The organism is Nocardioides sp. GCM10023255 (genome assembly GCF_042653125.1).
In the GTDB taxonomy this organism is placed as follows: Bacteria; Actinomycetota; Actinomycetes; order Propionibacteriales; family Nocardioidaceae; genus Nocardioides.
This window is the reverse complement of sequence record NZ_JBHSHU010000005.1, coordinates 310,866-336,974: the sequence shown is the minus strand read 5'-3', so window position 1 is coordinate 336,974 and position 26,109 is coordinate 310,866. Positions and strand designations below refer to the sequence as shown.

The following is a 26,109-nucleotide window of genomic DNA, read 5'->3' as shown; positions in this document are numbered from 1 at the left end:
CGAAGTCTGATCGAAGTCTGGGTTGGTCAGGACGGCTGGACGCCGTTGAGGGTGGTGGTGGTGTCGACGTACACGCCGTCCTCGCGGACCTCGACGGGGAACACCGACACCGGCTCCGTCGCGGGCAGCCCGGTGGGCTTGCCGGTGCGCAGGTCGAAGCGCGAGCCGTGCAGCCAGCACTCGATCTGGCAGTCGGCCACCTCGCCCTCGCTGAGCGCCACCGCCGCGTGGGAGCAGAGGTCCTGGACGGCGAAGAACTCGTCGCCGTCACGGGCGATCGCCACGTCGAGGTCGCCGACGCGGACCGCCAGGCCCTCGTCGACCCGGACCTCCTCGGGGGCGCAGACGCGCTCGAACGCCATCAGACCGCGCTTCCCGGGAATGCCTTGAGGACGTTCTTGGCCAGCTCGGCCTCGACGGTCTCGCGCAGCTGGGCCTCGATCGCCGGGACGTCGATCTTGCGGATCAGGTCGTTGAAGAAGCCGTGCACGACCAGGCGCCGGGCCTCGTCCTCCTCGACACCGCGCGAGCGCAGGTAGAACAGCTGCTCGTCGTCGAAGCGGCCGGTGGCCGACGCGTGGCCGGCGCCCTCGATCTCGCCGGTCTCGATCTCGAGGTTGGGGACCGAGTCGGCCTGGCACCCGTCGGTGAGGACCAGGTTGCGGTTCTCCTCGTAGGTCTCGATGCCCTCGGCGACCTTGCGGATCAGCACGTTGCCGATCCAGACCGTGTGGGCGCCCTCGCCCTGCAGCGCGCCCTTGTAGACCACGTTGCTGCGCGTGTTGGGCGCGGTGTGGTCGACGAAGAGGCGGTGCTCGATGTGCTGGCCGCCGTGGTCGGTGTCGCCGTCGGCGAAGTACATGCCGAGCATCTCCACCGAGCCGCCGGGGCCGGCGTACTCGGCGGTCGTGTCGTGGCGCACCACGTTGCCGCCGAAGGACACGTCGACGTGCTTGAAGGTGGCGTCCCGCCCGACCTTCACGTGCCGGTGGCCGAGGTGGACGGCGTCGTCCTCCCAGTCGTCGATGCTGACGACGGTCAGCTGCGCACCGTCACCGACGACGATCTCGGTGAGGTCGGCCAGCGTGGCCGAGCCGATGAACCGGAACACCACGGTGGCCTTGCTGTGCGGCTCGGCGGTGACGACGACGTGCGAGGACGAGGCGGTGTCGATGCCGGTGCCGCGGACGTCGATGATCACCGGGGCGTCCAGCTCGGTCTCCCGCGGCACGGTCACGGCGTACCGGCGGGCCGCCTCGTGCCACACGCGGGCGCTGACCCGGTCGACGGGCACCAGGCCGCTGGAGCCGCGCAGCGGGCTGTCTGCCTCGATCTGCTCGATGCGCACGCCGTCGGGCGCCGTCGCCTCGGCACCGACGTGGGTGCCGGACAGGTCGGCGTCCGCGTGCAGGTCGCGCAGCCGCTTCAGGGGCGTGAAGCGCCACACCTCCTCGCGCCCGGTGGGCACGGGGTGGTCGGCCACCTCGAAGGAGCCCTCGGGGTGCAGGTGCGAGTCGACCTTGTCGAGCTCGAGGGAGGAGGCCACGCTCTCGCGGGCGGTGTCAGTCACAGTCACTCGTCAGTTCTTTCCTGGGCGTCGTGGTCTCGACGGGCTCGACCACCGGGGGCGGGACGGGGGGCGGTACGGCGTCAGCCGACCGCGCCCTCCATCTGCAGCTCGATGAGGCGGTTGAGCTCGAGGGCGTACTCCATCGGCAGCTCCTTGGCGATCGGCTCGACGAAGCCGCGGACGATCATCGCCATCGCCTCGTCCTGCTCCATGCCGCGCGACATCAGGTAGAAGAGCTGGTCGTCGGAGACCTTCGAGACCGAGGCCTCGTGGCCCATCGACACGTCGTCCTCGCGGATGTCGACGTAGGGGTAGGTGTCGGAACGGCTGATCTGGTCGACGAGCAGCGCGTCGCACAGCACGTTGGACTTCGAGCCGTGGGCGCCCTCGTTGACCTGGATCAGGCCGCGGTAGGACGTCCGGCCGCCACCACGGGCCACCGACTTCGACAGGATCGAGGAGGAGGTGTACGGCGCGGCGTGCACCATCTTGGCGCCGGCGTCCTGGTGCTGGCCCTCGCCCGCGAACGCGATCGAGAGCGTCTCGCCCTTGGCGTGCTCGCCCATCAGGTAGACGGCGGGGTACTTCATCGTCACCTTGGAGCCGATGTTGCCGTCGACCCACTCCATCGTCGCGCCGGCCTCGCAGGTCGCGCGCTTGGTGACGAGGTTGTAGACGTTGTTCGACCAGTTCTGGATGGTCGTGTAGCGGCAGCGGCCGCCCTTCTTCACGATGATCTCGACGACCGCGGAGTGCAGCGAGTCGGACTTGTAGATCGGCGCCGTGCAGCCCTCGACGTAGTGCACGTAGGCGCCCTCGTCGACGATGATCAGGGTGCGCTCGAACTGGCCCATGTTCTCGGTGTTGATCCGGAAGTAGGCCTGCAGCGGGATGTCGACGTGGACACCCTTCGGCACGTAGATGAACGAGCCGCCGGACCACACCGAGGTGTTCAGCGCGGCGAACTTGTTGTCGCCCACCGGGATGACGGTGCCGAAGTACTCCCGGAAGAGGTCCTCGTGCTCGCGCAGCGCGGTGTCGGTGTCGAGGAAGATGACGCCCTGCTCCTCGAGGTCCTCGCGGATCTGGTGGTAGACGACCTCGGACTCGTACTGCGCCGCGACGCCGGCCACGAGGCGCTGCTTCTCCGCCTCGGGGATGCCGAGCTTGTCGTAGGTGTTCTTGATGTCCTCGGGAAGCTCCTCCCACGAGGTCGCCTGCTTCTCCGTGGACCGGACGAAGTACTTGATGTTGTCGAAGTCGATCGTCGACAGGTCCGAGCCCCAGGTCGGCATCGGCTTGCGGTCGAAGAGCTTCAGCCCCTTCAGGCGCAGGTCGAGCATCCACTGCGGCTCGTTCTTCTTGCCCGAGATGTCGCGCACGACGGCCTCGTTGAGACCACGCTGGGCCGAGGCACCGGCGACGTCGGGGTCGCTCCAGCCGAAGTCGTAGCGACCGATGCCCTCGAGCTCGGGGTTGCGCTCGTCGATGGTCGTCATGTGGTGACCTGCTCCTTCGTCTTGCCGGTGGATGGAGACGTGTGGGGGATGCATGTGGTGCAGACCCCGTCGCCGTGGGCGATGGTGGCCAGCCGCTGCACGTGGCTGCCGAGCACGCGGCTGATCGCCGCGGTCTCTGCCTCGCACAGCTGGGGGAACTCGTGGGCGACGTGGGAGACCGGGCAGTGCTGCTGGCACAGCTGCTCCCCCGCGCTGGGTCCGCCCGGAGAGCTGCTCAGCGGCCCGGTGCGGGGCAGCTCGCGCACGGACGCGGCGTACCCCTCGTCGGTGAAGACCCGCGCGAGCACCTCGGCCGGGGACAGCTCCGGCTGCTCGCGCTGGACGTCGTGGAACCTCTCCTCGACGAACGCCACGCGACGGTCGGCGAATTCCCGCACCGCCTTCTCCCCGCCGGTCTCGGCGAGGAAGCGCAGCGCCTGGACGGCGAGGTCGTCGTACTGCTGGTCGAAGCCGTCGCGGCCGGCCTCGGTCAACGCGAAGAGCTTGGCGGGGCGGCCGCGACCGCGCGACGCGAGGTGCCGAGGCTCGCGGGCCTCGACGGCGCCCTCCTCGAGCAGCTGGTCGAGGTGCCGGCGGACCGCGGCCGGGGTCAGGTCGAGGCGCTCGGCGAGCGCCGCAGCGGTGGAGGGGCCGTTGACGAGGATCGACCGGACGACGCGCTGGCGCGTCGGCTGGTCGTCGGCCCCACGGGCCTTGTCGTCGAATTCCACAACACCAGTGTGCCGTTAATGGTGAGAGGCGTTCAAGTAAGGGTCGCCTTACCGCCCGGCACCGGCCCCTACCCCAGAAGGGCCACTGGTCCCTACCCCATATGGGCCATCGGCAGTGATGTGCCTTGACGAGTTCTGGTTCACTCGAAAGTGGGTACGTAGAGACCCGACACCGGCTCCCCCCATCCCGGCGTCCACCGGAAGGTTTCCATGCAGCTGCGCACCCTCGTGCACAAGGTCGTCCACTCCCGGACCGTGCTGGTCCTCGGCGTCCTGGTCAGCATCCTGGTGCCCGCGATCACCCTGCCCCGGCTGCCGCACGTCAGCCCGTGGCCGGTGCTCCTCGGGCTGGCCCCCTGGATCGTGGGCAAGTACCTCCTCTGCCCGCTGCGCTGGCGCGCCCTGACCGACGCCGACCTGAGCCGGCGCTGGCACCTGCGGGCGTACGCCGAGTCCGAGCTGCTGGGGCTGCTCACCCCCGGTCACGTGGGTGCGGACGTCTGGCGGATCCACCGGCTCACCGGGACCGGTCTGGGTCGCGGGGACGCGCTGGTGAGCGTGGGCACCGACCGCCTGGTCGGCGCCCTCGGGCTGGCCGCGTTCGTGGCCTTCGCCGGGACCGCCCTTCCGGTGCGCATGCTCGTGATCTCGGGCCTGGTGACCCTCCTCGCGGTCGTGGCGGTCCTGGTGCTGCGCCGCGTGCGTCCCGACCTGCTCCCCCGCCGCCCGCTGCCGCCCCCGCGCCGGCTGGCGCACGCCCTGGTCCTGTCCGCCGGCTACCAGCTCTCCATCGCGGCCCTCCTCCTCGGGACCCTGGCCGCGACCGGCAACGACCTCTCGCCCCTGGCGGTGCTCGGCGCGTTCGGCGCCAGCCAGATCGCGGGCGCGGTGCCGGGACCCAACGGCGCCAGCCCCCGTGACGGTGCCCTGGTCGCGGCCCTGGTCGCCCTGGGGGTGCCGTGGACGGCCGCGGCGGCCGCTGTCACGGTCAAGGCGGCCGTGGCCTGGCTGCCCGCGCTCGCCCTCGGTGGCGTGAGCCTCTACCTGACCCGCCGCGCGGCGCGGCGTACCGGCCCGGCCCTCCCCGCGCTGGCCTGAGGCCGGGCGGTTGGTCCCCCGATCGGGGACCTTCGCCCTGAGCGTCGGTGTCGCTCCCACCCGAGGATGGGGAGGGCAAGCGTGCCGTCGAGGTGCCCAGGGGAGCTGCATGCACGTGTCCCGGGTGACTGCCACGAGCCGGACGAAGCTCCCCTGGGTCCTGGGCCAGGCCGGGTGGATCGTGCTCGGCCTCGTCGTCTACTTCCGGGTGCGGGGCCTGACCGACGCCTCCCGGGACGTCGCGCTGGCCCACGGCCGCGACATCGTCGCGTTCGAGAAGGACCTCGGTCTGCACGTCGAGGCGGCGTTCCAGCGCCCGGTCGAGTCCTCCGAGGCCGCCGAGGCGGTCGCCAACTGGATCTACATCTGGGGCCACTGGCCGGTCATCATCGCCACGATGGTCTGGCTGGCCTGGCGGCACCGCCCCTACTTCCTGCGGCTCCGCGACGGCATGCTCGTCTCGGGGGCGATGGGCATGGTGGTGTTCGTGACCTACCCCGTGGCCCCGCCCCGGCTGCTGGGGCTGGGCCTGGTCGACACGGTGACGGAGAGCTCGAACAGCTACCGCTACCTGCAGCCCCCGGCGTTCGTGGACCAGTACGCCGCGATGCCGAGCCTGCACTCGGGGTGGGACCTGCTCGTCGGCATCGCCATCTACGGGGCCGCGACCTCGCGGGTCCTGAAGGTGGTCGGATGCGCGATGCCGGTGCTGATGGCGGTCGCCGTCGTCGCGACCGCCAACCACTACGTCGTCGACGTGGTCGCCGGGATCGCGCTGGCCCTGGTGGGGCACGTCTGCGCCCTCGCCCTGGAGCGGCGGCGTGACCGGCGAGGACGGGAGCCGGCGTGACGCCCCTCGCCATCGCGCACCGGGCCGGCAACTCGCTGGCCGGGCTGCACGCCGCGAACACGCTCGGGGTCGACGTGATCGAGTGCGACGTGCACGAGCACCGCGGCCGCCTCGAGGTGCGGCACCTCAAGACCGCCGGCCCGCTGCCGTTCCTGTGGGACCGCTGGGAGCTCGCGTCGGCGTCCGCCCCTCGGCTCGGGCTGCGCGAGCTGCTCGAGGCCGACCGGCACGGCACGACGTTCATGCTCGACATCAAGGGTCGACGCAGCTCCACGGCGCCGGCGGTCGCGGAGCTGCTGCACGAGGTGGCCTCGCACGAGCCCGTCCTGGTCTGCGGCCGCTACTGGCCGACCGTCGACGTGGTGGCGGAGCTGCCGTACGTCCGCGCGGTGCTGTCCGCACGCAACCGGGTCGAGCTGGCCCGGCTGCGGCGCCGGGTCCGCGGCCGCCACCCGGTCCACGGGGTCTCCGTGCACCTGTCCCTGCTGGACCGTCGGCTGGTCGCCGAGCTCCTCGGCCACGTGGAGGTCGTGATGACCTGGCCCGTCAACGACGTCGTGGCCCTCGACACGGCGATCGGCGTCGGCGCCAACGGGATCATCAGCGACGAGCCCGACGTGCTCGCCGAGCTGATCCGCCGCCGCGTGTGACCTGCACCACGCCCCGCTAGTCTCGACGCGGACGCCCGGACGCAGTCCGGGGTGGCTCTCGAGGAGGAGGCGCGGATGCCGGGATCGCTGCTGGGGAACGTCGTCCCGCGAGTCGAGGACCCCGACCTGCTCCGCGGGCGCAGCACCTTCGTCGACAACCAGCGCGTCGAGGGCACCGCGCACGCCGTCTTCGTGCGCAGCCCGTTCGCGCATGCCCGCGTGACCGGCATCGACACCTCGCTCGCCGAGGCCGCTCCCGGGGTCCTCGCGGTGCACACCGGTGCCACCATCGGGGACCGACCCGTGCCGGCGTTCGCCGACGTGAACAAGGCGGTCACCCGCACCGCGCTGGCGACCGACGAGGTGCGCTACGTCGGTGACCCCGTCGCGCTGGTCGTGGCCGAGACCCGGGCCCAGGCCGTCGACGCGGCGGAGCTCGTCGACGTCGACTACGACGAGCTCCCGGTCGTCGTGGACATGGAGGCGGCACTGGCGCCGGACGCGCCCGTCCAGTTCGCCTCCCTCGGCACCAACGTCGCCGCGAGCCGCGCCGAGCAGGACCCGTCCGACCCCCTCGCCGGCGCCCAGCACGTGGTCCGGCTGCGGGTGGAGAACCAGCGCATCGCCACCGCCCCGATGGAGGGCCACGCGATCCTCGCCCAGCCGACCGACGACGGGCTGACCGTGTGGGTCGCCACCCAGCAGCCCCACCTGTCCCGCGACCTCATCGCCCGGTGGACGGGGCTCGACAAGGCGCAGGTCCGCGTCATCGCCCCCCACGTCGGCGGCGCCTTCGGCGGGAAGGCCGGCATCACCCCCGACCACGCCGCGGTGATCGGCGCCGCGCGGGCACTCGGCCGCCCCGTGAAGTGGACCGAGACCCGCAGCGAGGCGATGCTCTCGATGCACGGCCGCGGCCAGGTGCAGTACGCCGAGCTGGGGCTGGACGGCGAGGGGCGCTTCGTCGGCCTGCGGGTCCGCGTCGTGGGTGACTGCGGGGCGTACGCCGGCTTCGGCGGCGCGCTGGCGCTGGGACCGACGTACATGATGATCCAGGGGCCCTACGAGGTGCCGGAGATCCGCTACGACGCCATCGCCGCACTCACCAACACCGCCCCGGTCGGGGCGTTCCGGGGGGCCGGACGGCCCGAGGCCGCGGCGCTGCTCGAGCGGCTCGTGGACCTGGCGGCCGACGAGCTGGGGCTGGCCCCCGAGGAGATCCGGCGCCGCAACCTGATCGCGCCGGACAAGTTCCCCTACCGGACCCGGACGGGTGTCACCTACGACGTCGCCGACTTCGACCTGCCGCTGCGCGAGGCGCTGCGGATCGCCGACGTCGACGCCGCCCGGGCCGAGCAGCAGCGGCGGCGCGCGGCCGGCGAGGTGCGCCAGCTCGGCATCGGCATCGCGGTCTACGTCGAGATCACCGGGTTCGGCGGCTCGGAGTTCGGGTCGCTGCACGTCCACGAGGACGGCACCGCCACGATCATGGCCGGCACGTCCGGCCACGGGCAGGGCCACGCAACGTCGTTCGCGATGATCGCCGCGGACCGGCTCGGCATCCCGATGGAGGACTTCACCTACGTCCAGTCCGACACCGCACTGGTCCGCTCCGGTGGCGGGACCGGCGGCTCCCGCTCGCTGCAGCTGGGCGGCAACGCGGTGGGCCAGGCGGCCGACGAGGTGCGGGTCAAGGCCCTCGACGTGGCCGCCCGGATGCTCGAGGCCGACCCGGCGGACGTGGTGCTGGAGGACGGCGTGTTCGGGGTCCGCGGCGTCGCCGGCACCGGCGTGCGCTGGGCGGAGCTGGCCGCCTGGGCGCACGAGCACGACGGCGGCCTGGGGTCCGACACCGACTTCACGCAGAAGGGCGCCACGTTCCCCTTCGGGGCGCACGTCTCGATCGTCGAGGTCGACACCGAGACCGGCCTGGTCACGCCCCTGCGGCACGTCGCGGTCGACGACTGCGGCCGGGTGCTCAGCCCGCTGATCGTGGCCGGGCAGCAGCACGGCGGCGCGGTGCAGGGCATCTCCCAGGCGCTGTGGGAGCAGTTCGTCTACGACGAGCACGGCACCCCGCTGACGTCGACGTTCGCCGACTACGCGATGCCGACGACCGCCGACACCATCGCGCTGGAGGTGTCCAACACCGAGACCCCGACGCCGCTCAACCCGCTGGGCGCGAAGGGCATCGGGGAGTCCGCCACGATCGGCTCGACGCCGGCGGTCCAGAACGCGGTGGTCGACGCGCTGCGGCACCTCGGGGTCCGCCACGTCGACATGCCCTGCACCCCGGAGCGCGTGTGGCGCGCCGTCCGCGACGCCGCCGCCGAGGGTGGTCAGCGCCTGTGGCGCGAGCCGCCGGCGGCGTTCGGCGCCCTGTCCCGGGGTGGGGACGCCGACACCCCCGAGGCCGCCGAGATCTGAGCCGACGGGTTCCGGCCCCCCTGAGACCTGGGCCACAGGCCCCCCGCGCGAGCACCGCCCGCGGGCCACCGGGCGTACCCCCGCTCCCTACACTGACCGCGTGTCGAAGCCCGCTCCCGCCGACCCGGCCGTCGCCGTCGACGGGCTGGTCATGAGGTACGGCGACAAGGTCGCCGTGGACGGCCTCTCCCTGGTCGTCGAGCGCGCGACCGTCACCGCGGTCCTCGGCCCCAACGGCGCCGGGAAGACCACCACGCTCGAGACCTGCGAGGGCTACCGCACCCCGCAGCGCGGCCAGGTGCGGGTGCTCGGCCTCGACCCGGTGCGCGACCGGGCCGACCTGCTCCCCCGCATCGGCGTGATGCTCCAGGGCGGCGGCGCGTGGAGCGGCGTGCGCGCCATGGAGATGCTGCGCCACGTCGCGCGGCTGCACGCCCACCCCCTCGACACCGACCTCCTCGCCGAGCGACTCGGGCTCGGTGACTGCGGGCGCACGCCGTACCGCCGCCTCTCGGGCGGCCAGCAGCAGCGCCTCGGCCTCGCCATGGCCGTCGTCGGCCGCCCGGAGATCGCCTTCGTCGACGAGCCCACCGCGGGGATGGACCCGCAGGCGCGGCGCGCCACCTGGGAGCTGCTGGAGGAGCTGCGCGCCGACGGCGTCACGGTCGTGCTCACGACTCACTACATGGACGAGGCCGAACGGCTCGCCGACCGCATCCACATCATCGACCACGGCCGGCTGATCGCGTCCGGCACGCCGTTGGAGCTGACCCGCGGCCGGTCGGACGCGCGCGCTGCGACCATCCGCCTCGTCGTGACCCGCCCCTTCCCGCCCGGCTCCCCGGAGTCGCTGCGCAGCGCGCTCGGCGCGCAGGCCGAAGTGACCCAGCTCGACGAGGTGAGCCTCGTCCTGAGCGGCCCCGCCGACGCTTCCACGCTCGCCAAGGTCTCGGGCTGGTGCGAGGCCAACGACGTGCTGCCGGAGTCCCTGACGCTGGGCCAGCGCAACCTCGAGGACGTCTTCCTCGAGCTGACCGGACGGGAGCTGACCCCATGAGCACCCAGGGCCACGGCACGTTCAGCCCGATGCCCGGCGCGGCGCCGTTCCACCGGATGGTGCGCGCGCAGGCCGCCATGGAGGCGCGCCTGATGCTCCGCAACGGCGAGCAGCTGCTGCTGGCCGTCGTGATCCCGGTCATCGTGCTCGTCGGCGGCGTCGAGGGCGCCCACCGGCTGGGCATCACGTTCTCCCACCCGGCCGTCGACGTCTTCACCCCCGGGGTGCTCGCGCTGGCCGTGATGTCGACGGCGTTCACGTCGCTGGCCATCGCCACCGGCTTCGAGCGCCGCTACGGCGTGATCAAGCGGCTGGGTTCCTCACCGCTCCCCCGGTCCGGCCTGCTGGCCGGCAAGATCGGTGGCCTCCTGGTCGTCGAGGTCCTCCAGGTCGTGGTGATCTCGCTGGTCGCCCTCGCCCTCGGCTGGGACCCAGCCCCGGGCCTGCTGGGTGCGGTGCTCGCGATCGTGCTGGGGACCGCCGCCTTCGCCGCGCTCGGCCTCTTCGTCGCCGGGGTGCTGCGGGCGGAGGCCACCCTGGCGGCCGCCAACCTCGTCTACCTGCTGCTGATGGCCGGCGGCGCGGTCGTGCTGCCCGCCTCGGCGTACGGCGCCTTCGGCTCGTTCGTGCAGTGGCTCCCGTCCGGGGCCCTGGGCGACGCGATGCGCACCGCGCTCATCCACGGCGCCACCGACTGGACCGACCTCGGCGTGCTGCTCGGCTGGACCGTGCTCGGCACCGCCCTGACCGCGAGGACCTTCACGTGGGAGTGACCGCACGCCTGACCCGTCTCGACGAGTGGTTGAAGGGGTGGGGCTGGGCCTCGCTGGTGGCCAACTGCGTGTTGGTCGTCACCGGCGGTGTCGTCCGCCTGACCGGCTCGGGCCTCGGCTGCCCGACCTGGCCGCGCTGCACCGAGGAGTCGTTCACCCCGCACGGCGCCTACAACGTGCACTCGGTGATCGAGTTCGGCAACCGGATGCTCACCTACGTCCTGGTCGTCGTCGCGGTCGCCACCTTCGCCGCCGCGTGGCAGTCGGGGCGCCGCGACCTGCGTCGCATCGCGCTCGTCATGGCGCTGGGCATCCCGGCGCAGGCGGTGATCGGCGGCATCACGGTCCTCACCGACCTCAATCCCTGGATCGTGTCGCTGCACCTGCTCTGCTCGCTGGCGATCATCGGCGCCTCGGTGCTGTTCCTGCAGCGCGTCGACCGGCCCGCCCCCGCCCGGGGCGAGCACGGCCCGTTCACGCCCCTGGCCTGGGCGACGTTCGCCTCCGCCTGGGCGGTGCTGTACGTCGGCACGGTCGTCACCGGCTCCGGCCCGCACGCCGGGGACGCCGACTCGCCCCGCAACGGCCTGGACCCGTTGCAGCTGAGCCAGCTGCACGCCGACGCCGTGTTCCTCTTCGTCGGGCTCACCCTCGGGCTGCTCCTCGCCCTGGTCGCCACCGGGGCCGGCTCCGTGGCCCGGCGGGCGGTGGTGGTGCTGCTGGCGCTCGAGCTCGCCCAGGGGGCCATCGGCTTCGTGCAGTACTTCACCGACCTGCCGATCGTGCTGGTCGGCTTCCACATGCTCGGCGCGGCGCTGATCTCCGCGAGCGTGACCTGGGTGCTGATCCAGGTCCGCGAGCCCGCCTGACCCTCCCGGGGCGCAGCCGGGCGGCTCCGGCCCCTCAGCGAGCTGGACGGGGTCGTCAACGAGCTGGACGCCCGGGGGCCGGGGCGAGATCCGCCCCGGCCACCACGGGCGATGAATGACGACGGTCGCCTGCACCCCCGTGAACAGGATCGACCGTCGTCATACGTGTAGACGCGACGAGTCGCAGAAGGGTTGCACCCGGATCCGACTTTTTTCCGGGAATTTCCCGGGAGCCCGGTTCAGCGGGTGAGCAGCGGGTCCAGCGCGACCGCGACGAACAGCAGCGAGAGGTAGAGGTTCGAGGAGTGGAACAGCCGCATCGGCTGGATCACGCTGAGGTCCTCGGTGCCCCGCGTGCGGGCCCACATCCGGTGCGCCTCGAGCAGGAACACGGCCCCCAGGACCGCCGCGGCCACCGGGTAGACCGGGCCGGTGCCGGCGACCGGCCACAGCAGCAGCGAGGTCGCCACCATCACCCAGCTGTAGACCACGACCTGCTTGCCCACCTCCCGGGCGGGCGCGACGACGGGCAGCATCGGCACGTCGACGTTCGCGTAGTCCTCGCGGTAGCGCAGGGCGAGCGCCCAGGTGTGCGGCGGGGTCCAGAAGAACACCACCGCGAACAGCACGACCGGCACCCACGAGAGCTCGCCGGTGACGGCCGTCCAACCGATCAGAGCCGGGAAGCACCCGGCGAGACCGCCCCAGACGATGTTCTGGGTGGTGCGCCGCTTGAGCACCATCGTGTAGCCGAAGACGTAGAACGCGTTGGCCGCGACCGAGAGGACCGCGGAGAGCGGGTTCACCCACGCCCACAGGATCGCGGTCGACAGGATCCCGAGCACGAAGCCGAAGACGAGCGCCGCCCGCGGCGAGACGATGTGGCGCGGCAGCGCGCGGCGTCTGGTCCGGCGCATCTGCTCGTCGATGTCACGGTCGTAGACGCAGTTGAACACCGAGGCGGAGCCGGCCGAGAAGGTGCCGCCGACGACAGTGGCCACCACCAGGCCCAGCGGGGGGATGCCGCGCGCCGCGAAGAACATGACGGGGACGGTGGTGAGCAGCAGCAGCTCGATCACGCGGGGCTTGGTGAGCCCGACGTACGCCGCGACGACGTCACGCACCGTCGCCGGGGTCGTGTCCTGCCGCGGGGCAGCAGCGGTCGACTGGCCGACGTAGGTCACGGGGTTCCTCGGGTGGGGCGGGTCACCATGAGCAGGTGCTTGCTGGGTTCGATCCTATCGCGCCGACTGAGTAGGCTCGGCCCTGCCTGAGTACCCGCGCCTGTGACGTTGGCCCCGTTCGTGGTCAGCAGGCGCAGTCACCGAGAGGAACCCCGTGAGCAGAGCCGCTGGACTGGACTGGACCGACGTCGACCAGAAGGCGGTGGACACCGCGCGGGTCCTCGCGATGGACGCGGTGCAGAAGGTCGGCAACGGCCACCCCGGCACGGCCATGAGCCTGGCCCCGGCCGCCTACCTGCTCTTCCAGAAGGTCATGCGGCACAACCCCGCCGACCCCCACTGGCCCGGGCGCGACCGCTTCGTCCTCTCCTGCGGCCACAGCTCCATCACGCTCTACACGCAGCTGTTCCTCGGCGGCTGGGGACTCGAGATCGAGGACCTCAAGTCGCTGCGCACCTGGGGCAGCAAGACCCCGGGCCACCCCGAGTTCGGCCACACCGCCGGCGTCGAGACGACCACCGGCCCGCTGGGCCAGGGCGTCGCCAACGCGGTCGGCATGGCGATGGCCGCCCGTCGCGAGCGCGGACTGCTCGACCCGAACGCCGCCGAGGGCGAGTCGCCCTTCGACCACCACGTCTACGCCCTGTGCAGCGACGGTGACCTCGAGGAGGGCGTGAGCGCCGAGGCATCCTCGCTCGCCGGCACGCAGAAGCTCGGCAACCTCACGGTCATCTACGACGCCAACCGCATCTCGATCGAGGGCGACACCGACGTCGCGTTCACCGAGGACGTCGCCAAGCGCTACGAGGCGTACGGCTGGCACGTCCAGACCGTCGACTGGACCAACGACGGCACCCGCTACGCCGAGGACGTCCCGGCGCTGCACGACGCCATCCGCAAGGCCGAGGCCGTCACCGACCGGCCCAGCTTCATCGTGCTCCGCACGATCATCGCCTGGCCCGCACCCAACGCGCAGAACACCGGCGCCGCGCACGGCTCCGCGCTGGGCGAGGAGGAGGTCGCGGCCACCAAGAAGGTGCTCGGGTTCGACCCGGAGCTGACCTTCGAGGTCCCCGACGACGTCATCAAGCACACCCGCCTCGCCGTCGACCGCGGCAAGCAGGCCCAGGCCGAGTGGGCCGACTCGTTCGCGCACTGGAAGACCAAGCCGTCGGCCGACGTGGCGCTCTTCGAACGGCTCCAGACGCGCACCCTCCCCGAGGACTGGGCGGACGACCTGCCGACGTTCGAGGCGGACCCCAAGGGCGTCGCCACCCGCAAGGCCTCGGGCGCCGTGATCAACGCGATCGCCGGCCGCGTGCCCGAGCTCTGGGGCGGCTCGGCCGACCTGGCGGAGTCCAACAACACCACGATCAAGGACGCCAAGTCGTTCCTGCCCAAGGACCGCTCGACCGACGAGTGGTCCGGCGACCCGCTGGCCGGTCGCGTGCTGCACTTCGGCATCCGCGAGCACGCCATGGGCGCGATCATGAACGGCATCGCCCTGCACGGCGGCACCCGCGTCTTCGGCGGCACCTTCCTGACCTTCTCCGACTACATGCGTGGCGCGGTCCGCCTCGCGGCGCTGATGGGCCTGCCCGTCACCTACGTGTGGACCCACGACTCCATCGGTCTCGGCGAGGACGGGCCGACGCACCAGCCGATCGAGCACCTCGCTGCGCTGCGTGCGATCCCGGGCCTCGACATCGTCCGGCCGGCCGACGCCAACGAGACCGTGGCCGCCTGGAAGGCCGTGCTCCAGCGCACCGACCGCCCGGCCGGCATCGCCCTGACCCGTCAGAACGTCCCGGTCTTCCCGCGCGGCGAGCAGGGCTACAGCGACACCTCCAACGTCCACCGCGGTGGCTACGTCCTGCTCGACACCGACGGCGGGCTGCCCGACGTCGTGCTCGTGGCCACCGGCTCCGAGGTGCAGGTCGCGGTCGCGGCCCGCGAGCTGCTCGCCCAGGACGGCATCCGCGCCCGCGTGGTGTCGATGCCGTGCCGCGAGTGGTTCGACGAGCAGGAGCCGGCGTACCGCGAGACCGTCATCCCGCCGACCGTGAAGGCCCGCGTCTCGGTGGAGGCCGGCGTCGCCCAGGGGTGGCGCGAGATCGTCGGCGACCACGGCCGGATCGTGTCCATCGACACCTACGGCGCGTCCGCGGACTACGCGCGGATCTACCAGGAGTACGGCATCACCGGCGAGGCCGTCGCCGACGCCGCCCGCGACAGCATCCGGGTCAGCAGCTGACCCCTGCGTGGCCACCACGGCACGGGGTACTGAGACCACATCGAACTGCAGGAGGAACCATGGGTGAACGTCTGAAGGCTCTCGCCGACGCCGGAGTGTCGATCTGGCTCGACGACCTCTCGCGGGAGCGGATCGAGACCGGCAACCTCGCCGAGCTCGTCAAGGAGAAGTCCGTGGTCGGAGTGACCACGAACCCCACCATCTTCGCCGCCGCGATCGCCGACGGCGAGCGGTACGACGACCAGGTCGGTCGCCTCGTCGAGCAGGGCGAGAACGTCGACCGGGTGGTCTTCGAGCTCACCACGGAGGACGTCCGCAACGCCTGCGAGATCATGACGCCGGTCTTCGAGGAGACCCCCGCCGACGGGCGGGTGTCGATCGAGGTCGAGCCCGACCTCGCCAACGACACCGAGGGCACCATCGCCTCGGCCCGGGCGCTGTGGAGCGCGGTCGACCGGCCCAACGCCCTGATCAAGATCCCCGCCACCAAGGAGGGTCTGCCGGCCATCACCGCGGCGATCGCGGAGGGCATCAGCGTCAACGTGACGCTGATCTTCGGCATCGAGCGCTACCGCGAGGTCATGGACGCCTACCTGACCGGGCTCGAGCAGGCGCGCGACGCCGGCCTCGACCTCGGTCGGATCCACTCGGTCGCGTCGTTCTTCGTGTCCCGCGTGGACACCGAGGTAGACAAGCGGCTCGAGGCGATCGGCACCGACGAGGCGCTCGCGCTGCGCGGCAAGGCCGCCGTCGCCAACGCGCGGCTCGCGTACGCGGCGTTCGAAGAGGTCGTCGCGTCCGACCGCTGGAAGGTGCTGGCCGACGCCGGGGCCAACCCGCAGCGTCCGCTCTGGGCGTCGACGGGCGTGAAGAACGAGGACTACTCAGACACGCTCTACGTCACCGACCTCGTCGTCGCCGGCACCGTCAACACGATGCCGGAGAAGACCATGGAGGCCTTCGACGACCACGGCGAGCTGCGCGGGGACACGGTCACCGGCACCGGGGCCGAGGCCCAGGAGGTCTTCGACCGGCTGGCCGCGGTCGGCATCGACTTCGACGACGTGCTGCTGGCCCTCGAGGCCGAGGGCGTCGACAAGTTCAAGAAGTCCTGGACCGAGCTGGTCGAGACGGTGACCGGCCAGATGCAGAAGGCAGGACAGGGCCAGGCATGAGCCAGACAGCTTGGAACACCGTGAAGGGAGAGGGGACCGGAGCGGCGTTCGAGCTGTTCTTCGGCTACCCCGACGAGGCGGCCTTCGCCGGCACCGTCGACCGGCTGGTCGCCGACAAGGTGGCCAGCGGGATCGCGGCGCAGGACCCCACGCTGTGGGGTCCTGCCGCCGAGGAGGAGTCCGCGAAGCGACTCTCGTGGGTCGGGCTCTCGCAGGCCTCGCGGTCCCTCGTCTCCGACATCGCCGAGCTCGAGGTCGAGCTGCGCCAGCGTGGGCTGACCAGGGTCGTGCTGTGCGGCATGGGCGGGTCGTCGCTGGCGCCCGAGGTCATCTGCGCCGCCGACGGCGTCGACCTCGACGTCCTCGACTCCTCCGACCCTGACTTCGTCCGCAGGGCGCTCGAGGACCGGCTGGACGAGACCGTGGTGGTCGTCTCGAGCAAGTCCGGCGGCACCGTCGAGACCGACAGCCAGAAGCGCGCCTTCGAGAAGGCCTTCACCGACGCGGGGATCGAGCCCACCGCGCGCATCGTGGTCGTCACCGACCCCGGCTCGCCGCTCGAGAAGTCCGCCCGCGAGGCCGGCTACCGCGTCTTCCTGGCCGACCCGGGCGTCGGCGGGCGCTACTCCGCGCTCACGGCGTTCGGCCTGGTCCCCAGCGGGCTGGCCGGCGCCAACATCGCCACCCTCCTCGACGAGGCCGAGGCGATCCGTCCCGTCCTCGAGACCGACTCGGTCGACAACCCCGGCCTGCGCCTGGGTGCGCTGCTCGGCGCCGCCAACCTGGCCGGCTCGGACAAGCTGGTGCTGGCCAGCGCCGGGGCGGCGTTCGCCGGCCTCGGCGACTGGGCCGAGCAGCTGATCGCCGAGTCCACCGGCAAGGACGGCAAGGGGATCCTGCCGGTGGTCGTCGACGCGCTCGACTCCCCCAACTTCTCCCCCAGCACGCCCGACGAGGTGCTGGGGACCTTCGGACCCCACTTCGCGTTCGGTCCCGACCTCCGGCCCGCGTCCGGTTGGGGCGTGCACGTGGACGCCCCCCTGGGCGCCCAGCTGCTGCTGTGGGAGTACGCCACCGCGGTCGCGGGCCGCGTCATCGGCATCAGCCCCTTCGACCAGCCCGACGTGGAGAGCGCCAAGGCCGCGGCCCGGGAGATGCTCGACGGTGGCGGCACCACGCCGACGCCGCTGTTCGTCGAGGGTCCGGTGACCGTCTACGCGTCCGAGGGGTGGTTGCCCGAAGGCACCTCCACGGTCGCCGACGCGGTGAGCGCCCTGCTCGGGACGCTCGACCAGGAGCACGGCTACGTGTCGGTGCAGGCCTACCTCGATCGGCACCGCGACGCCGCGCTCGCCTCGGTCCGCGACGGCCTCGCCGTACGCACCGGGCGGCCGGTGACCTTCGGGTGGGGTCCCCGGTTCCTGCACTCCACCGGGCAGTACCACAAGGGCGGCCCGGCCACCGGCGTCTACCTCCAGGTCACCGGCCAGCCCGAGGCCGACCTGGCGGTCCCGGACCGGCCTTTCACGTTCCACGAGTTCCTCACCGCCCAGGCCGTCGGCGACGGCCAGGTGCTCGCCCAGAAGGGGCGCCCGGTGCTGCGGCTGCACGTCAGCAGCCCCGCCGACCTCGACGTCGTACGAGAGGCTCTTGCGTGACCTACACCAACCCGCTGCGCGACCCGCAGGACCGGCGGCTGCCGCGCATCGCCGGCCCCTGCGGCATGGTGCTCTTCGGCGTCACCGGCGACCTGTCGCGCAAGAAGGTCATGCCGGCGATCTACGACCTCGCCAACCGGGGCCTGCTGCCCCCGGGCTTCAGCCTCGTCGGCTTCGCCCGACGCGACTGGGCCAACCAGGACTTCGCGCAGATCGTCCACGACTCGGTGAAGGCGCACGCGCGCACCGAGTTCCGCGAGGAGGTCTGGCAGCAGCTCGCCGAGGGCTTCCGCTTCGTCCCGGGCAACTTCGACGACGACGCGGCCTTCGACCGGCTGCGCCGCACCATCGAGGAGCTCGACGAGGAGCGCGGCACCGGCGGCAACCACGCGTTCTACCTCGCCATCCCGCCGTCGTTCTTCGGCGACGTCGTGGGCCAGCTGCAGGAGCACGGGCTGGCCGAGCAGAAGGGCGACACCTGGCGACGGGTGGTCGTCGAGAAGCCGTTCGGCCACGACCTGGAGTCGGCGCGCGAGCTGAACAGCATCCTCGACGGCGTCTTCCCGCCGGGCTCGATCTTCCGGATCGACCACTACCTCGGCAAGGAGACGGTCCAGAACATCCTGGCGATGCGCTTCGCCAACGAGCTGTTCGAGCCGATCTGGAACAACAACTACGTCGACCACGTGCAGATCACCATGGCCGAGGACATCGGCATCGGAGGCCGGGCCGGCTACTACGACGGCATCGGTGCCGCCCGCGACGTCATCCAGAACCACCTGCTCCAGCTGATGTGTCTCGTCGCGATGGAGGAGCCCACGTCGTTCGACGCGGAGAGCCTGCGCATCGAGAAGCAGAAGGTCCTCTCCAGCGTGGTGCTGCCCCACCGCCTCGACCTCACCACCGCCCGCGGTCAGTACGCCGCGGGCTGGGCGGGCGGCGAGAAGGTGGCCGGCTTCCTCGACGAGGAGGGGATCAAGAAGACCTCCACCACCGAGACCTACGCCGCGGTGACCCTGGGTGTGGACACTCGCCGTTGGGCGGGCGTCCCGTTCTACCTGCGCACCGGCAAGCGGCTGGGCCGCCGGGTCACCGAGGTCGCGATCGTGTTCAAGCGGGCCCCGCACCTGCCGTTCGCGGCCTCCTCGACCGAGGAGCTCACCCAGAACGCGCTCGTGATCCGGGTCCAGCCCGACGAGGGCATGACGATCCGGTTCGGGTCGAAGGTTCCGGGCACCGCGATGGAGATCCGCGACGTCAACATGGACTTCGTCTACGGCGGCTCGTTCACCGAGGCGAGCCCGGAGGCCTACGAGCGCCTGATCCTCGACGTCCTGCTCGGCGACCCGCCGCTCTTCCCCCGCCACGAGGAGGTCGAGCTGTCCTGGAAGATCCTGGACCCGATCCTCGAGCACTGGGCGAAGAAGGGGAAGCCGGAGCCGTACGCCTCCGGTACCTGGGGTCCGCCGTCGGCGGACAAGATGCTGGCCCGTGACGGACGAGTCTGGAGGCGACCCTGACGATGATCGAGCTCACCGACACCAACTCCGCCCAGATCGCCGCGGAGCTGATCCGCGCCCGCACCCGCGCCGGCAGCCCGGCCATGGGCATGGTGATGACGCTGGTCATCGTCGCCGACGAGGACGACGCCGAGAGCGCCATGACGGCGGCCCGCGCCGCCTCCCACGAGCACCCCGCCCGCGTCCTCGGCGTGATCCTCGGCGACGGTCGCGGCAACGCGATGGTCAACGCCCAGGTCGGCACCGGCAACGGCTGGACGGGCGAGACCGCGCTGATCCGGCTCAAGGGCGAGGTCGTCAAGCACCCCGAGTCGGTGGTGCTGCCGCTGCTGCTGCCCGACTCCCCCGTCGCGGTCTGGTGGCCCTCGCACCCGCCGCAGGACCCCGCCGCCGACCCCCTCGGGGCGCTGGCGCAGCGCCGGATCACCGACGCGGCCGCCGCCCAGCGTGGCCGGGCGCAGGCGATCCACCACCAGTGCGCGGTCTACGCCAAGGGCAACACCGACCTGGCCTGGACCCGCATCACGCCCTGGCGGGCACTCCTCGCGGCGTCCCTGGACCAGCACCAGCTGAAGGTCACCTCGGCATCGGTGACCTCGGAGCGGATCAGCCCGAGCGCCGACCTGCTGGCCGCGTGGCTGCGCGACCGGTTGAAGGTCGACGTGGAGCGCTCCGTCTCCGACGGCCCGGGGATCACCGAGGTCGTCCTCGAGACCAAGGAGGGTCCGATCAGGATCTCCCGCCCGGACGGCAAGCTGGCCACCTTCACCTCCCCCGGCCGCCCGGACCGCCCGATCGCGCTCAAGCGCCGCGAGCTCCCAGAGCTGCTCGCCGAGGAGCTGCGCCGCCTCGACGAGGACGACGTGTACGCCGCGACCGCGCGCCGCCTCGCGAAGATGCGGGTGAAGTGATGAGCAGCCCCCGCATCGAGGTGCACGAGGACGCCACCGCCCTGGCGACCTCGGTCGCCGGCGAGCTGCTCTCCCGCCTCGCCGATGCCCAGGCGGCCGGGCACGTCCCGCAGGTCGCGCTGACCGGCGGCACCATCGCCGACGCCATCCACCGGGAGCTGGCGCGCCTCTCCCCCGGCTCCGAGGTCGACTGGTCCCGGGTCGTGGTCTGGTGGGGTGACGAGCGCTTCGTGGCGCCCGACGACCCCGGGCGCAACGCCGGGCAGGCCCGCTCGGCCCTCCTCGACGCCATCGGGGTCGACCCCGCCAACGTGCACGAGATGCCCTCCACGGCCGATGCCCCCGACGTGGACGCCGCCGCGGCGGCGTACTCCGACACGCTGCGCGAGCACGGCAGCGGGCAGTTCGACGTGGTGATGCTGGGCGTCGGTCCCGACGGCCACGTGGCGTCGCTGTTCCCCGGCAACGCCGCGCTCGACGTCGAGGACCGGATCGCCGTGGGCGTCACCGACTCCCCCAAGCCCCCGCCGCAACGGGTCAGCCTGACCTTTCCCGCCCTGAACCGCTCACGCTCGGTCTGGTTCCTGGTCAGCGGAGACGCCAAGGCGGCCGCCGTGGCCCAGGCGCTGGGGGGCGCGGACGTCCACGACATCCCCGCCGCCGGCGTCACCGGCTCGGACGAGACCATCTGGTTCCTCGACCGCGCCTCGGCCTCCGCGTTGTAGAAGGTCGAGTCGGCGCAAGCTCGCCCCAAAACAGGCTCGAGTCGGCGCAAGCTCGCCCCAAAACAGGCTCGAGTCGGCGCAAGCTCGCCCCAAAACAGGCTCGAGTCGGCGCAAGCTCGCCGCGCCGACGCGTTTTCCACAGGTTCGGATCTGGTGGTGTGGCACCGGGGCGGATCGGGACAGGCTCGTGGCATGGACATCCACAGATTTCTCGGGCAGCCCTTCCTCGACGACTCCTTCCCGCTTCCGCTGGACGCGCCGTTCACCACGCGCCAGGCGAGACGGGAGGGAGTCGTCCGCGACAACCTCACCAGGCTCTGCAAGGAAGGGCTCCTGCGCCGCGTCCTCCAGGGCGTGTACGTCGCGACCCAGGCCGGCGACTCCATCCCGCTCCGGGCCCAGGCGCTCGGCCTCGTCGTACCGGAGGACTCCGTGATCTGCGACCGGCACGCCGGTTGGCTGCACGGCGCGACGATGGTGCTCAGACCGAACGAACACCTCGAGCTGATGCCGATCTCGGTGTTCCGTCCCTCCGGGAACGGACGGCTGAGGAACGGCCTGGCCGCGAGCGGCGAGCGCAACCTGACGGCCGAGGACGTGGTCGAGCTCCACGGGCTGCGGGTGACGACTCCGCTGCGCACCGCGTGGGACCTCGGCCGGGTCCGCTGGCCCGAGCCGGCGATCAGCGCGCTGGACGCGATGCTGCGGCTCAATCTCTTCACCCACGAGGAGCTGCTCGCTGACGTCGAACGCTTCCGTCGCATGCGGTGGGTCACCACCCTGCGTGCGATGGCGCCACTGGCGGACGGTCGCTCGGAGTCCCCCGGGGAGTCGATCCTCCGGCTGCGCTGGCTCGGGTGCCTGCTCGCGACGCCGATACCGCAGTACGAGATCTTCCGCGGCGGGCGGCTCCTGGCGCGGCTCGACCTGGCCTGCCCCGAGCTGCACTACGGCGCGGAGTACGACGGCGAGGAGTGGCACAGCTCGCCGGAGCAACAGGCTCACGACCGGACTCGACGTGCTGAGGTGAGCGCCGAGGACTGGTTGGTGCAGCCCTTCACGAGCAGCAACCTCTTCGGCCGCGACCAGAACTGCGAGGAGCTGCTGATCACGGGCGCCCGCGAGGCGCGCCGACGCTTCGGACGACGTATCGCCTGACGAGCTTGCGCCGACTCAACATGTTTCCGCGCGGCGTTTGCGCCGAGTCGACGTGTCTCCGCGCGGCGTTTGCGCCGACTCGACGTGTTTCCGCGCGGCGTTTGCGCCGAGTCGACGTGTTTCCGCGCGGCGTTTGTGCCGAGTCGACCTGTTTCAGCCCGGCGTTTGCGCCGACTCGACTAGAAGATGAGGTCGCCGGACTTGCGGCGCGAGCGCAGCAGGGCGAGGGCCTCGTCGAGGATGTCGGCGGCCTCCTGGTCGGAGCGGCGCTCCTTCACGTAGGCCAGGTGGGTCTTGTACGGCTCGATCTTCGGAGCCGGCGGCGCGTTCTCGGCGTCACGACCGGCCGGGAGCCCGCACTTGGGGCAGTCCCAGGAGTCCGGCACCTGCGCCTCGACCGAGAAGGTCACGACCGAACGGTGCTCGTGCGAGCAGAAGTAGGTGACGGCCTGGCGCGGGGCGGACTCGCCGCGCTCCGCCTCACCCATCGGGCCGGCCCCCACCCGGCTACCGCGAATAGCGTTTCCTCCACCAGCCACGGAAGGTTCCCTTTCTCAGTTCTGGTAGGCCAGGAGCAGGCCCAGGGCAATCACGCAGGCGAACCAGATCACACCGATGCCGACCGTGAGCCGGTCGAGGTTGCGCTCGGCCACCGAGGAACCGCCGAGCGAGCTGGAGACACCGCCGCCGAACATGTCCGAGAGACCACCGCCGCGACCCTTGTGGAGCAGGACCAGGAGGATCATCAGGGCGCTCGACGCGAGGAGCACGATGGTGAAGAGGAGAGTCACAGGAGAAATCCTACGTCACGCGTCGGCGGTCAGAGGACCGGCATGTCGTAGAACCTGCAGATGCCGCCGAACTCGTCGGCCTGCAGGCTCGCACCGCCGACCAGGCACCCGTCCACGTCGTCCTTGGCCATGATCCCGGCGACGTTCGCGGCCTTGACCGAGCCGCCGTACAGGATGCGTACGCCGTCGGCTGCGGCGTCCCCGTGGACCTCACGGATCCGGCCGCGGATCGCCGCGCAGACCTCCTGGGCGTCCTCGGGCGTGGCCACCTCGCCGGTGCCGATCGCCCAGACCGGCTCGTAGGCCACGACGAGGCCGGCGACCTGCTCGGCGGTGAAGCCGGCCAGGCTGCCGTCCACCTGCGCCAGGGTGTACGGCACGTGCTCTCCGGCCTGGCGGACCTCCAGCCCCTCACCGACGCACACGATCGGCGTCATCGACGCCGCGAGCGCCTTGTGCGCCTTGGCGTTGACGAGCTCGTCGGACTCCGCGTGGTACTCGCGCCGCTCGGAGTGCCCCACGACGACGTACGAGCAGCCCAGCTTGGCGAGCATCCCCGCGGAGATCTCACCGGTGTAGGCGCCCGAGTCGTGGCTGGAGACGTCCTGGGCGGCGTACCGCACCGAGAGCCGGTCGCCGTCGACGAGCGTCTGGACCGAGCGCAGGTCGGTGAACGGCGGCACCACGACCACCTCGACCCTGCCGAAGTCGTGCTTCTTGTCGGCCAGGGTCCAGGCGAGCTTCTGGACCAGCACCACCGCTTCCTGGTGGTTGAGGTTCATCTTCCAGTTCCCCGCCATCAGGGGGGTGCGGGTAGCCACGTCAGTGGATCCTTTCGGGGTGCTTGGTCTCGACAGGCTCGACCAACGGGGTGAGGTCAGTCCTCCAGGACCTTGATGCCGGGCAGCTCCTTGCCCTCGAGGTACTCGAGGCTGGCGCCACCACCGGTGGAGATGTGGCCGAAGGCCGACTCGTCGAAGCCGAGCGTGCGGACCGCCGCCGCGGAGTCACCGCCGCCGACGACCGAGAGGCCGTCCACCGTGGTGAGCGCCTCGGCGACCGCGCGGGTTCCGTCGGCGAAGGCGCCGACCTCGAACACGCCCATCGGCCCGTTCCAGAACACCGTCCGGGCATCGGCCAGGGCAGCGGCGAACGCGGCGGCCGACTCCGGGCCGATGTCGAGCCCGAGGGCATCGGACGGGATCTCCGAGGAGGGTACGACGCGGGGCTGCGGCTCGCGGTCGCCGGAGGGGAACTCCGTGTCGACCACGATGTCGGTCGGCAGCAGGATCTCGACCCCCGACTCCCGGGCCCGGTCCAGGTAGGACCGGCAGGTGTCGAGCTGGTCGTCCTCGAGCAGGCTCTTGCCGACCTCGTGGCCCTGGGCCTTGAGGAAGGTGAAGACCATGCCGCCGCCGATCAGCAGCTTGTCGGCCTTGCCGAGCAGGTTGTCGATGACGCCGAGCTTGTCGGAGACCTTCGAACCGCCCAGCACGACCACGTAGGGCCGCTCGGGGGTCTCGGTGAGCCGGCGCAGCACGTCGATCTCGGTCGCCACCAGGTCGCCCATCGCGTGCGGGAGCCGCTGGGCGACGTCGTACACGGAGGCCTGCTTGCGGTGCACGACGCCGAACCCGTCGGAGACGAAGGCGTCCGCGAGCGAGGCCAGCCGGTCGGCGAACGCGCCGCGCTCGGCGTCGTCCTTGCTGGTCTCACCGGCGTTGAAGCGGACGTTCTCGAGCACCGCCACCTGGCCGTCCTGCAGCCCGTCGACGGTCTGCTTCGCACTGTCGCCGACGGTGTCGGACGCGAAGGCCACCTCGGCGCCCAGCAGCTCGCCGAGACGGGCCGCGACGGGGGCGAGGGAGTACTTCGGGTCCGGCTCGCCCTTCGGACGGCCCAGGTGAGCGGTCACCACCACCCGCGCGCCGGCGTCGGCCAGCGCGCGGATGGTGGGGACGCTGGCGCGGATGCGGCCGTCGTCGGTGATGGTCGTGCCGTCCAGCGGGACGTTGAGGTCGGAGCGGACCAGGACCCGCTTGCCCCTCAGGTCACCCAGGGAGTCGATGCCGCTCATGCGTCAGAGGGTCTCGCCGACGTAGGAGATCAGGTCCGCGAGGCGGTTGGAGTAGCCCCACTCGTTGTCGTACCAGCCGACGACCTTGACCTGGTTGCCGATGACCTTGGTCAGCGGCGCGTCGAAGATGCACGACGCGGGGTCGGTCACGATGTCGGAGGACACCAGCGGGTCGGTGGAGTACTTCAGGAAGCGGCCGTCGGCGGCCTTCTCCACGGCGGCGTTGACCTCCTCGACCGTGGTCTCGCGGCCGGCCTCGAAGGTGAGGTCGGTGGCGGAGCCGGTCGGCACGGGCACACGCAGGGCGTAGCCGTCGAGCTTGCCCTTGAGCTCGGGCAGCACCAGCCCGATCGCCTTGGCGGCACCGGTCGACGTCGGGACGACGTTGATCGCGGCGGCACGCGCGCGGCGCAGGTCCTTGTGGATGTTGTCCTGGAGGTTCTGGTCGGCGGTGTACGCGTGCACCGTCGTCATCAGGCCCTTGACGATGCCGAACTCGTCGTTGAGCGCCTTGGCCATCGGCGCCAGGCAGTTGGTGGTGCACGAGGCGTTGGAGATGACGGTGTGCTTGGCCGGGTCGTAGTCGGTGTGGTTGACACCCATGACCACGGTGATGTCCTCGTTGGACGCGGGCGCGGAGATGATGACCTTCTTGGCGCCGGCGTCGACGTGGGCCTTCGCCTTGGTCGCGTCGGTGAAGAAGCCGGTGGACTCGACGACGACGTCGACACCCAGGTCGCCCCACTTGAGGTTCGCGGGGTCGCGCTCCGCGAAGGTCTTGATCACCTGGTCGCCGACCCGGATCTCGTCGGCCGTGGCGGTGACCTCGGCGTCGAGGCGGCCCAGGATCGAGTCGAACTTGAGCAGCGGGGCCAGGGACTTGTTGTCGGTCAGGTCGTTGACGCCGACGATCTCGATGTCGAGGCCCGACGCGCGCACGGCGCGGAAGAAGTTGCGGCCGATCCGGCCGAAGCCGTTGATGCCTACACGAACGGTCACTGCGAATGCTCCTTGCGGTGAGCTGAGCTGGCGGTGCGGTCCCCCGGTGGTGCCGGGTGCCGCGTCGCCCCGACCCTATCGCTAGGTGCGACGGCCGCCACTTCGCGTATCGGTGTACGTGCCGGTAACAGGC

At 71.6% G+C, this 26,109-nt stretch carries 24 protein-coding genes; 14 read left to right on the top strand and 10 right to left on the bottom strand.

All coding sequences use genetic code 11. The features are described 5' to 3' along the window. Nucleotides 1–26: 26 nt before the first annotated feature. The 4 genes from ACFO9I_RS10685 to ACFO9I_RS10670 form a co-directional block, all read right to left on the bottom strand. Nucleotides 27–362, bottom strand: a complete 336-nt coding sequence (locus ACFO9I_RS10685) for a non-heme iron oxygenase ferredoxin subunit (RefSeq protein WP_379180584.1) — start codon at nt 360–362, stop codon at nt 27–29. Continuing rightward, nucleotides 362–1,576 (bottom strand): Fe-S cluster assembly protein SufD, encoded by a 1,215-nt coding sequence (gene sufD / locus ACFO9I_RS10680; protein ID WP_379180582.1) that lies wholly within the window; start codon nt 1,574–1,576, stop codon nt 362–364. Before sufD ends, ACFO9I_RS10685 begins: the two co-directional genes overlap by 1 nt. Nucleotides 1,577–1,650: 74 nt before the next feature. Further along, nucleotides 1,651–3,069: a Fe-S cluster assembly protein SufB gene (gene sufB / locus ACFO9I_RS10675; RefSeq protein ID WP_379180580.1), complete on the bottom strand. Its 1,419-nt coding sequence runs from the start codon at nt 3,067–3,069 to the stop codon at nt 1,651–1,653. Further along, on the bottom strand, nt 3,066–3,800 hold the full coding sequence (locus ACFO9I_RS10670) for a helix-turn-helix transcriptional regulator (protein ID WP_379180578.1): 735 nt from the start codon (nt 3,798–3,800) through the stop codon (nt 3,066–3,068). Before ACFO9I_RS10670 ends, sufB begins: the two co-directional genes overlap by 4 nt. A 210-nt stretch (nt 3,801–4,010) precedes the next feature. Here ACFO9I_RS10670 and ACFO9I_RS10665 point away from each other — a divergent pair, with 210 nt between their 5' ends. The 7 genes from ACFO9I_RS10665 (at nt 4,011) to ACFO9I_RS10635 (ending at nt 11,524) form a co-directional block, all read left to right on the top strand. Next, nucleotides 4,011–4,898 (top strand): lysylphosphatidylglycerol synthase domain-containing protein, encoded by an 888-nt coding sequence (locus ACFO9I_RS10665; protein WP_379180576.1) that lies wholly within the window; start codon nt 4,011–4,013, stop codon nt 4,896–4,898. A 124-nt stretch (nt 4,899–5,022) separates the two neighbouring features. After that, entirely contained in the window at nt 5,023–5,748 is a 726-nt protein-coding gene (locus ACFO9I_RS10660) for a phosphatase PAP2 family protein (RefSeq protein WP_379180574.1), read from the top strand. After that, the gene (locus ACFO9I_RS10655; protein WP_379180572.1) at nt 5,745–6,398 is read left to right on the top strand and encodes a glycerophosphodiester phosphodiesterase; all 654 of its coding nucleotides are present in this window, start codon (nt 5,745–5,747) and stop codon (nt 6,396–6,398) included. Before ACFO9I_RS10660 ends, ACFO9I_RS10655 begins: the two co-directional genes overlap by 4 nt. A gap of 75 nt (nt 6,399–6,473) precedes the next feature. Further along, nucleotides 6,474–8,825 (top strand): xanthine dehydrogenase family protein molybdopterin-binding subunit, encoded by a 2,352-nt coding sequence (locus ACFO9I_RS10650; protein WP_379180570.1) that lies wholly within the window; start codon nt 6,474–6,476, stop codon nt 8,823–8,825. A 151-nt stretch (nt 8,826–8,976) separates the two neighbouring features. Beyond that, on the top strand, nt 8,977–9,882 hold the full coding sequence (locus ACFO9I_RS10645; protein ID WP_379181129.1) for an ABC transporter ATP-binding protein: 906 nt from the start codon (nt 8,977–8,979) through the stop codon (nt 9,880–9,882). Beyond that, a complete protein-coding gene (locus ACFO9I_RS10640; protein WP_379180569.1) occupies nt 9,879–10,655 on the top strand; it encodes an ABC transporter permease in 777 nt (258 codons plus the stop codon). The genes ACFO9I_RS10645 and ACFO9I_RS10640 overlap by 4 nt, the downstream gene beginning before the upstream one ends. Then, a complete protein-coding gene (locus ACFO9I_RS10635; RefSeq protein ID WP_379180567.1) occupies nt 10,646–11,524 on the top strand; it encodes a COX15/CtaA family protein in 879 nt (292 codons plus the stop codon). The genes ACFO9I_RS10640 and ACFO9I_RS10635 overlap by 10 nt, the downstream gene beginning before the upstream one ends. A 239-nt stretch (nt 11,525–11,763) precedes the next feature. On the opposite strand, the gene ACFO9I_RS10630 is transcribed toward ACFO9I_RS10635, so the two are convergent. Next, nucleotides 11,764–12,708: a heme o synthase gene (locus ACFO9I_RS10630; RefSeq protein WP_379180566.1), complete on the bottom strand. Its 945-nt coding sequence runs from the start codon at nt 12,706–12,708 to the stop codon at nt 11,764–11,766. A gap of 226 nt (nt 12,709–12,934) precedes the next feature. On the opposite strand from ACFO9I_RS10630, the gene tkt reads away from it, so the two are divergent. The 7 genes from tkt to ACFO9I_RS10595 all read left to right on the top strand — a co-directional run bounded on the left by tkt (nt 12,935) and on the right by ACFO9I_RS10595 (nt 22,109). Beyond that, entirely contained in the window at nt 12,935–14,962 is a 2,028-nt protein-coding gene (gene tkt, locus ACFO9I_RS10625; protein WP_379181127.1) for a transketolase, read from the top strand. A 59-nt stretch (nt 14,963–15,021) separates the two neighbouring features. Continuing rightward, a complete protein-coding gene (gene tal / locus ACFO9I_RS10620; RefSeq protein WP_379180565.1) occupies nt 15,022–16,137 on the top strand; it encodes a transaldolase in 1,116 nt (371 codons plus the stop codon). Beyond that, a complete protein-coding gene (locus tag ACFO9I_RS10615; RefSeq protein WP_379180563.1) occupies nt 16,134–17,795 on the top strand; it encodes a glucose-6-phosphate isomerase in 1,662 nt (553 codons plus the stop codon). The genes tal and ACFO9I_RS10615 overlap by 4 nt, the downstream gene beginning before the upstream one ends. Further along, on the top strand, nt 17,792–19,315 hold the full coding sequence (gene zwf, locus ACFO9I_RS10610) for a glucose-6-phosphate dehydrogenase (RefSeq protein WP_379180561.1): 1,524 nt from the start codon (nt 17,792–17,794) through the stop codon (nt 19,313–19,315). The genes ACFO9I_RS10615 and zwf overlap by 4 nt, the downstream gene beginning before the upstream one ends. Nucleotides 19,316–19,317: 2 nt before the next feature. After that, nucleotides 19,318–20,226, top strand: coding sequence for a glucose-6-phosphate dehydrogenase assembly protein OpcA (locus tag ACFO9I_RS10605; protein ID WP_379180560.1), 909 nt, complete (start codon nt 19,318–19,320; stop codon nt 20,224–20,226). Continuing rightward, the gene (gene pgl / locus ACFO9I_RS10600; RefSeq protein WP_379180558.1) at nt 20,226–20,951 is read left to right on the top strand and encodes a 6-phosphogluconolactonase; all 726 of its coding nucleotides are present in this window, start codon (nt 20,226–20,228) and stop codon (nt 20,949–20,951) included. Before ACFO9I_RS10605 ends, pgl begins: the two co-directional genes overlap by 1 nt. A gap of 192 nt (nt 20,952–21,143) precedes the next feature. Further along, nucleotides 21,144–22,109: a type IV toxin-antitoxin system AbiEi family antitoxin domain-containing protein gene (locus ACFO9I_RS10595; RefSeq protein ID WP_379180556.1), complete on the top strand. Its 966-nt coding sequence runs from the start codon at nt 21,144–21,146 to the stop codon at nt 22,107–22,109. Nucleotides 22,110–22,288: 179 nt separating this feature from the next. On the opposite strand, the gene ACFO9I_RS10590 is transcribed toward ACFO9I_RS10595, so the two are convergent. The 5 genes from ACFO9I_RS10590 to gap all read right to left on the bottom strand — a co-directional run bounded on the left by ACFO9I_RS10590 (nt 22,289) and on the right by gap (nt 25,976). Beyond that, on the bottom strand, nt 22,289–22,648 hold the full coding sequence (locus tag ACFO9I_RS10590) for an RNA polymerase-binding protein RbpA (protein ID WP_379180554.1): 360 nt from the start codon (nt 22,646–22,648) through the stop codon (nt 22,289–22,291). Nucleotides 22,649–22,663: 15 nt separating this feature from the next. Further along, nucleotides 22,664–22,900, bottom strand: a complete 237-nt coding sequence (secG, locus tag ACFO9I_RS10585; protein ID WP_379180552.1) for a preprotein translocase subunit SecG — start codon at nt 22,898–22,900, stop codon at nt 22,664–22,666. Between the two features lie 29 nt (nt 22,901–22,929). Beyond that, nucleotides 22,930–23,700: a triose-phosphate isomerase gene (gene tpiA / locus ACFO9I_RS10580; protein WP_379181125.1), complete on the bottom strand. Its 771-nt coding sequence runs from the start codon at nt 23,698–23,700 to the stop codon at nt 22,930–22,932. 77 nt (nt 23,701–23,777) lie between these two features. Next, on the bottom strand, nt 23,778–24,977 hold the full coding sequence (locus ACFO9I_RS10575; protein WP_379180550.1) for a phosphoglycerate kinase: 1,200 nt from the start codon (nt 24,975–24,977) through the stop codon (nt 23,778–23,780). A 3-nt stretch (nt 24,978–24,980) separates the two neighbouring features. Then, entirely contained in the window at nt 24,981–25,976 is a 996-nt protein-coding gene (gene gap / locus ACFO9I_RS10570) for a type I glyceraldehyde-3-phosphate dehydrogenase (protein ID WP_379180548.1), read from the bottom strand. Between the last annotated feature and the right edge of the window lie 133 nt (nt 25,977–26,109).